The following is a 5,729-nucleotide window of genomic DNA, read 5'->3' as shown; positions in this document are numbered from 1 at the left end:
GCATGTGGCTGCGCGGCGCCGGTCGGCGCGAGGATCGCCCGTCGTATGCGCTGTGGCAGCAGATGGCCGAGCGCTTCGGCGAGGCCAAGGCCGACATGATGGTCAGCGGCCGGGTGATCGCCATCTTCCCGAACATCCTGCTGGTGGAAAGCGCTACCTTCCAGATGCGTTTGCTGCGTCCGGTGGCGGTGGACAAAACCGAAGTGTATGCGTTCTGTCTGGCGCCAAAGGGCGAGCCGCCGCAGGCGCGCGCGCTGCGCATCCGTCAGTACGAGGATTTCTTCAGCGCCACCGGCGTCGCGACGCCCGACGATACGGTCATCTACGAACGCTGCCAGCTCGGCGATCAGGCGCGCAGCATCGTGTGGAACCAGGGTTATCACCGCGGGCTCGCGCTGCTGCGCGACGGCCCGGACGAGGCGGCACGCGCGGTCGGCATCGAACCGCTGCACTCCATCAGCGGCAACATCGGCATCCAGGGTGAGGCGGTGTACCTCGGTGTCTATCAGGGTTGGCTCGAACAGATGCAGCGCGGCCAGGCCGATGCGCTGGGGGTGCAGTCGTGAGCCCGGCCGCGTTGCTTGCCGCCGGCAGCGAGCTGCTGTACCGCGAGGGTTATTGCCTCGACCGCCAGCGCTGGGACGACTGGCTGGCGCTCTACACCGAGGACTGCGTGCTGTGGGCGCCGTCGTGGGTGGGCGAGCACGTGCAGATCACCGATCCCCAGGCAGAAATCTCGTTGCTGTATCTGGCCGGTCGCGAGCGGCTGCGCGAGCGCGTGGAGCGCTTCGTGTCGGGCGCCTCGCCGGCGTCGGTGCCGCTGCCGCGCACCTGTCATCAGGTCAGCAACATCCTGCTACTGGACCACGCGCCGGGCCGCATGACGCTGCATGCGTCGTTCCGGGTCGATTACTTTCGCAACAAGCAGGTGGGGGCATTTTTCGGGCTGTACGAACATCGGCTGGCGCAACAGGGCGATGCCTGGCGCATCGCCGGCAAGCGCATCACGCTGATGAACGACTTCATTCCGACCGTGCTCGACCTGTACCACGTTTGAGGGGGGCATGATGTACGACCTGCTGATCGAAAATGCCCGCATCGTCGATGGCACCGGCGCGCCGGCCTACCCCGGCGGGGTGGCGGTCAAAGCTGGGCGCATCGTCGCGCTCGGCGCGGTGATGGGCGAGGCGGCGCAGCGCATCGACGCCAACGGCGAGGTGGTGGCGCCCGGTTTCGTCGATCCGCACACCCACTTCGACGCCCAAGTCGTTTGGGACGCGTTGCTCACGCCGTCCGCCGAGCACGGCGTGACCACCGCCGTGATGGGCAACTGCGGCGTGGGTACGGCACCGGTGCGCGCCGATATGCGCGAATTTTTGATGGGTGATCTGGTCAACGTCGAGGGCATTCCGCTGGACGTGATGCGCGCCGGCATCGACTGGCAGTGGGAGCACTTCGGCGACTACCTGGACGCGCTCGACCGGCGGGGGCTTGGCATCAACGTGGCGCCGCTGGTGGCGATGACGCCGCTGCGGCACTACGCGATGGGCGCGGCCTCGCTCGAACGCGCCGCCAATCCCGACGAAATCGCCTCCATGACGCGCGCATTTGCGGGCGCCATGGAGGCCGGCGCGTTCGGCTACTCCACCACCCGCGAGGGCGTGCACGTGGGCTATCAGGGCAAGCCGGTGGCCTGCCGCAACGCGAGTCTTGACGAGCATCGCGCGCTGTGCGGCGTGCTGCGGGACGTGCGGCGTGGCGCGGTGGAACTCGCCCTCAAGCTCGGCGGCGAGATGGGGCAGGACGAGCACGATTTCCTGGAGCTTTTGGTGCGCGAGAGCTCGCGCCCGGTGACCTGGCTCGCCGTGGTCAACGCCGCCGAGCAGCCGCGCTCGTACGAGCAGCGCTTGGCCGCGGTGGCGGACCTGACCGGTTGGGACAAGGCGGTGCCGCAGACCACCTGCCGGCCGCTGCGGTTTCAGCTCAACCTCGCCAATCCGTACATCCTGGGCGTGTTCCCGAGCTGGCAGCCGGTGATGCGCCTGTCGCGCGAGCAAAAGCTCGCCACCTACGCGGACCCCAAATTCCGCCAGTCGTTCCGGGACGATCTTGAGACCATCCCGGCGTTCGGGCGCGACATCTGGAGCCGCTTCTACGTGCTGGACGGCGTCAGCGACCAGGCGCGTGACATCGCCCGGAGCGGCCAGAGCCTGCGCCAGCTCGCCGATGCGAGCGGCCGCGACCCCATGGACTTGCTGGTCGAGATCGCTGTCGAGGACGAGCTGCGCAGCACCTTCGACCTCATTGCGCTCAACTACGACCCCGCCGACACCATCCCGCTGGTGCAGGACGACCGGCTATTGATCGGACTCTCGGACGCCGGCGCGCATCTGGACATGCTGTGCGATGCCGGCTACAGCACGCACCTGCTGCAGCGCTGGGTGCGCGAGACGGGCGCGCTCACGCTCGAGCAGGGCGTACGCAAGCTCACGTCGATCCCGGCGCAGCTGTTCGGCATCGACCGCGGCGTGCTCGCCGTCGGCAAGGCGGCTGATCTGGTGATCTTCGATCCCGCCACGGTGGCCTGCGGCGACAAGCAGTGGGCCACCGACCTGCCGGGCGGCGGGCGGCGTTTCGTGACGCATTCGACCGGCGTGCGCGCCACCATCGTGGCCGGCGAGGTGCTGTTCGAGAACGGCGCCTACCGCGACGGCGCCCGGCCGGGGCGGGTGCTGCGCAGCTACCAGGCGTGACGCATAGGCTGAAACAGTCCAGCGCCGGCCTCGTCCGGCTTGCACGAGCAAGGGTCATGCGCGCACGGCTTTCCCTGAATCAACGGCTTACGCCATTGAATCAGCGCGGCGCGTCCTTTGCCAGGCCGTTGAAAAGGCTTTTTCAACGGCCTGGCACGGATCGCGTCAGGCCGGTCTCAAAGCGCCGAGAACAGCTTTTCCGGCAGCAGGCTGCGAATTTGCGCAGCCTGCTGCAGGTGCGTCAGGTCCTTGTCCACCTCCAGGCACACCAAGGCGCGGCATTGGTCGGATAGTGCATCGCGCAACAGTCCCAGGAATTCCGGCGCCGCCACCAGCCCCAGGCAGTCGAATTCGTTCCGCACGCGCCGTTGTTCCAGCTCTCGGGCCAGTTCGGTCGCAAAGCGCAGCGCTTCCTGGCGGCGCGGGTCGACGTCGGTCTCCATGGCGTGGCGGCCTTGGCCGGCGCTGTCGAAGGCGCGTCCATGGGCGTCGCTCAGCAATTCGCGCACCGGCAGGCGGCTTTCGGGGTGGGTGAAATCCGCGATCTCGGTGATCGGCCCGAGGGGTTTGTCGGCCCGAAACAGCCGCGCCCGCGCTTTGTCAGCGACGACGAGGGTCATGGATTTACTCACCAGAATGCTCCTTTTGCTGGGTTGGGAAGTCGTCAAAAAAACGGAACCGGGTCGAAAAAAAGAACGAGCGATGTCGTTCTTTGGGAAGTTCATGCCACCAGTGTTGGGTCTCCAGCTCGCCGCGACAAGGCCCACACCCGGCGTGAGGCGGCGCAGCGCGGTCAGCTCAGCAGGCCGGCCACGGCGGCAGCGATGTCGTCGGCCACGGCGCCGCCGGCCTGCAGCCGGCTCTCGTCGCCCGGGCGGTATTTGCCGGTTTTGACCAGGATGCCGCGCAGGCCGGCGGCGATGGCGCCGTTGACGTCGGCCTCCACGTCGTCACCGATCATGACCGCCTCGGCCGGCAGACAGGCCGGAAACCGCAGCGCGGCGGCAAACAGGGCCGGTGCAGGCTTGCCCAGCAGCTTGGCTTTCACGTCGGCGGCGTACTCGAGCGCGGCGACGAACGGACCGGCGTCCAGCGACAGGCCGTCGCTGTCCTGAAAGTAGCGGTTGCGGCCGAGCGCCAGCAGCGGCGCACCGCGGTGCAGCAGGCGAAAGGCCTGGTTCAGGGTGGCGTAGCAGAAATGCTCGCCGGCATCGCCGACCACCACCGCATTGGGGTCGGTGGTGTCGATGCCGGCGAAATCGGCTTCTAGGCCCGGGTGGATCAGCAGCAGCGGACGCAGGCCGCGGGCGCGCAGCACTTCGCGGGCGGCGCCGGCCGGGGTGAGGAGCTCGTCTTCGCCGATCGCAAGGCCGCGCTCGGCGAGTTCTTGCAGCAGCGCCACGCGGCTCTGGCGGGTGGTGTTGGTGACGAAGCGCAGCGTAAGGCCGCTGTCGCGCAGGCGCGCCAGCGCTTCTTGCGCGCCCGGCAGCAGGCCGGCGCCTTCATAGAACACGCCGCCCAGGTCGAGTAGCACGGTGCGCAGGTTCAGCATGGTTGGCCTCTGGTTGGAACGATTCCGCCTCCTGCGTCGGCGGTTTCGATTTTACCGGCCGGGATGCTGCCTGGTGTTTGGCACTCGGCCGAGGGCGGGTGGGTGCCATCCGCGCAGCGGTGTTTCCTCAATGATGATGTTCCACGGTGTGCGAAGCGGGCCGATGGTCGGCGTGCTGGCCGTGCGGCAGCGCGCCGAGCGCGGTCCACGCGCCAAACACCGCCAGCAGCAGGCCGGCGGCGCGCTGCCCGGCGCTGCCGCGCAGCCACCGCAGCGCGCCCGCCGCGGCGCTGCCGGCGCCGACCACCGCCGGCAGTGTGCCGAGGCCGAAACCGGCCATCACCAGTGCACCGCGGTCGGCAGCGCCGCTCGTGAGCGCCAGCGTCAGCATGCTGTAGACCAGGCCGCACGGCAGCCAGCCCCACAGCGCGCCGGCCAGCAGTGCCTGCGCCGGGCCGCGTGGCGGCAGCAGGCCCTCGAGCGCTGGGGCGAGGCGCGTCCACAGGCGCCCGCCGAGCGCTTCGATGCGTAGCAGCCCCCGCCAGCGCAGCGCCAGCGTGAGCCCCACCGCCACCAGCAGCAGGCCAAAACCGAGTCGCAGCGTCTGCCCCAAGCGCAAAAGGTCCAGCCCACGGCCGAGCAGCGCGCCACCGGTACCGGCAATGGCGCCGGCCAGGCTGTAGCTGGCGATGCGCCCGGCGCTGAGCAGTAGCGCATTCAGCCACGCGGGCCCCCGGCCGCCGCCGGCGAGCGCAGCGCTGATGCCGCCGCACATGCCAAGGCAGTGCCCGCTGCCGGCCAGACCCGCCAGCAGCGCGGCGGCAAAGCCGAGTTCAGCGCCGGGGCTGGTCATCGTCGTCACCCAGGATGCGCCAGGCCGGGCTGTCGAGGTCGTCGAACTGGCCGCTGCGCACGGCCCAGAAGAACACGGCGATGGCCACGCCCACCAACAGCAGCGTGATCGGGATGAGGATGAAAAGGCTCTCCACGGCGCTTCACGCGACCTGCGGCGCGGCTCGGGGTGGGGCTGCGGGGCGCGGCGCGCGCAGCAGGCGCAGGCTGTTGCCGACCACCAGCGCCGAGCTCACCGACATGCCAATCGCCGCCTGCCAGGGCGCGACCAGGCCCGCCGCCGCCGCCGGCATGGCGACGAGGTTGTACAGCGCCGCCCAGGCGAGGTTCTGCCGCACCACGGCGAGCGTGCGCCGGGCGGTGTCGACGCCGTCCAGCAGCGGTGCCAGGCGCCCGCCGAGCAGCAGGCAGTCGGCCTGCGTTTGCGCCAGCGCGGCGCCGCCGCCCATGGCCACCGACACGTCGGCGCCGGCCAGCACCGGCGCGTCGTTGATGCCGTCGCCGACCATCAGCACGCGCTCGCCGCGCTGTTGGCGATCGCGGATGGCGGCGAGCTTGTGCTGCGGCGTCTG

At 69.8% G+C, this 5,729-nt stretch carries 8 protein-coding genes; 3 read left to right on the top strand and 5 right to left on the bottom strand.

Annotated features, from left to right (window positions below; translation table 11 throughout):
• The 3 genes from PHC73_RS10950 to PHC73_RS10940 all read left to right on the top strand — a co-directional run.
• A partial coding sequence (locus PHC73_RS10950; protein WP_300127967.1) for an SRPBCC family protein occupies positions 1–566 on the top strand: 566 nt, incomplete at its 5' end.
• Entirely contained in the window at positions 563–1,057 is a 495-nt protein-coding gene (locus PHC73_RS10945) for an aromatic-ring-hydroxylating dioxygenase subunit beta (RefSeq protein WP_300127964.1), read from the top strand. The genes PHC73_RS10950 and PHC73_RS10945, both read left to right, overlap by 4 nt.
• 7 nt (positions 1,058–1,064) lie before the next feature.
• Entirely contained in the window at positions 1,065–2,753 is a 1,689-nt protein-coding gene (locus PHC73_RS10940; protein ID WP_300127961.1) for an amidohydrolase family protein, read from the top strand.
• 176 nt (positions 2,754–2,929) lie between these two features.
• Here PHC73_RS10940 and PHC73_RS10935 read toward each other — a convergent pair whose 3' ends face one another.
• From PHC73_RS10935 to PHC73_RS10915, 5 genes are all read right to left on the bottom strand, one after another.
• Positions 2,930–3,478, bottom strand: coding sequence for a host attachment protein (locus PHC73_RS10935; protein WP_300127958.1), 549 nt, complete (start codon positions 3,476–3,478; stop codon positions 2,930–2,932).
• A gap of 68 nt (positions 3,479–3,546) precedes the next feature.
• Positions 3,547–4,305, bottom strand: a complete 759-nt coding sequence (locus PHC73_RS10930; RefSeq protein ID WP_300127955.1) for a TIGR01458 family HAD-type hydrolase — start codon at positions 4,303–4,305, stop codon at positions 3,547–3,549.
• A 127-nt stretch (positions 4,306–4,432) separates the two neighbouring features.
• The gene (locus PHC73_RS10925; RefSeq protein ID WP_300127952.1) at positions 4,433–5,158 is read right to left on the bottom strand and encodes a sulfite exporter TauE/SafE family protein; all 726 of its coding nucleotides are present in this window, start codon (positions 5,156–5,158) and stop codon (positions 4,433–4,435) included.
• On the bottom strand, positions 5,139–5,294 hold the full coding sequence (ccoS, locus tag PHC73_RS10920; RefSeq protein ID WP_300127950.1) for a cbb3-type cytochrome oxidase assembly protein CcoS: 156 nt from the start codon (positions 5,292–5,294) through the stop codon (positions 5,139–5,141). Before ccoS ends, PHC73_RS10925 begins: the two co-directional genes overlap by 20 nt.
• A 6-nt stretch (positions 5,295–5,300) precedes the next feature.
• On the bottom strand, positions 5,301–5,729 hold a 429-nt coding region (locus PHC73_RS10915), incomplete at its 5' end, for an HAD-IC family P-type ATPase (RefSeq protein ID WP_300127948.1).

Source organism: Immundisolibacter sp. (assembly GCF_028696615.1).
GTDB lineage: Bacteria > Pseudomonadota > Gammaproteobacteria > Immundisolibacterales > Immundisolibacteraceae > Immundisolibacter.
Note: the sequence above shows the minus strand (reverse complement) of the source record. Positions and strands in the feature narration are given on the sequence as shown.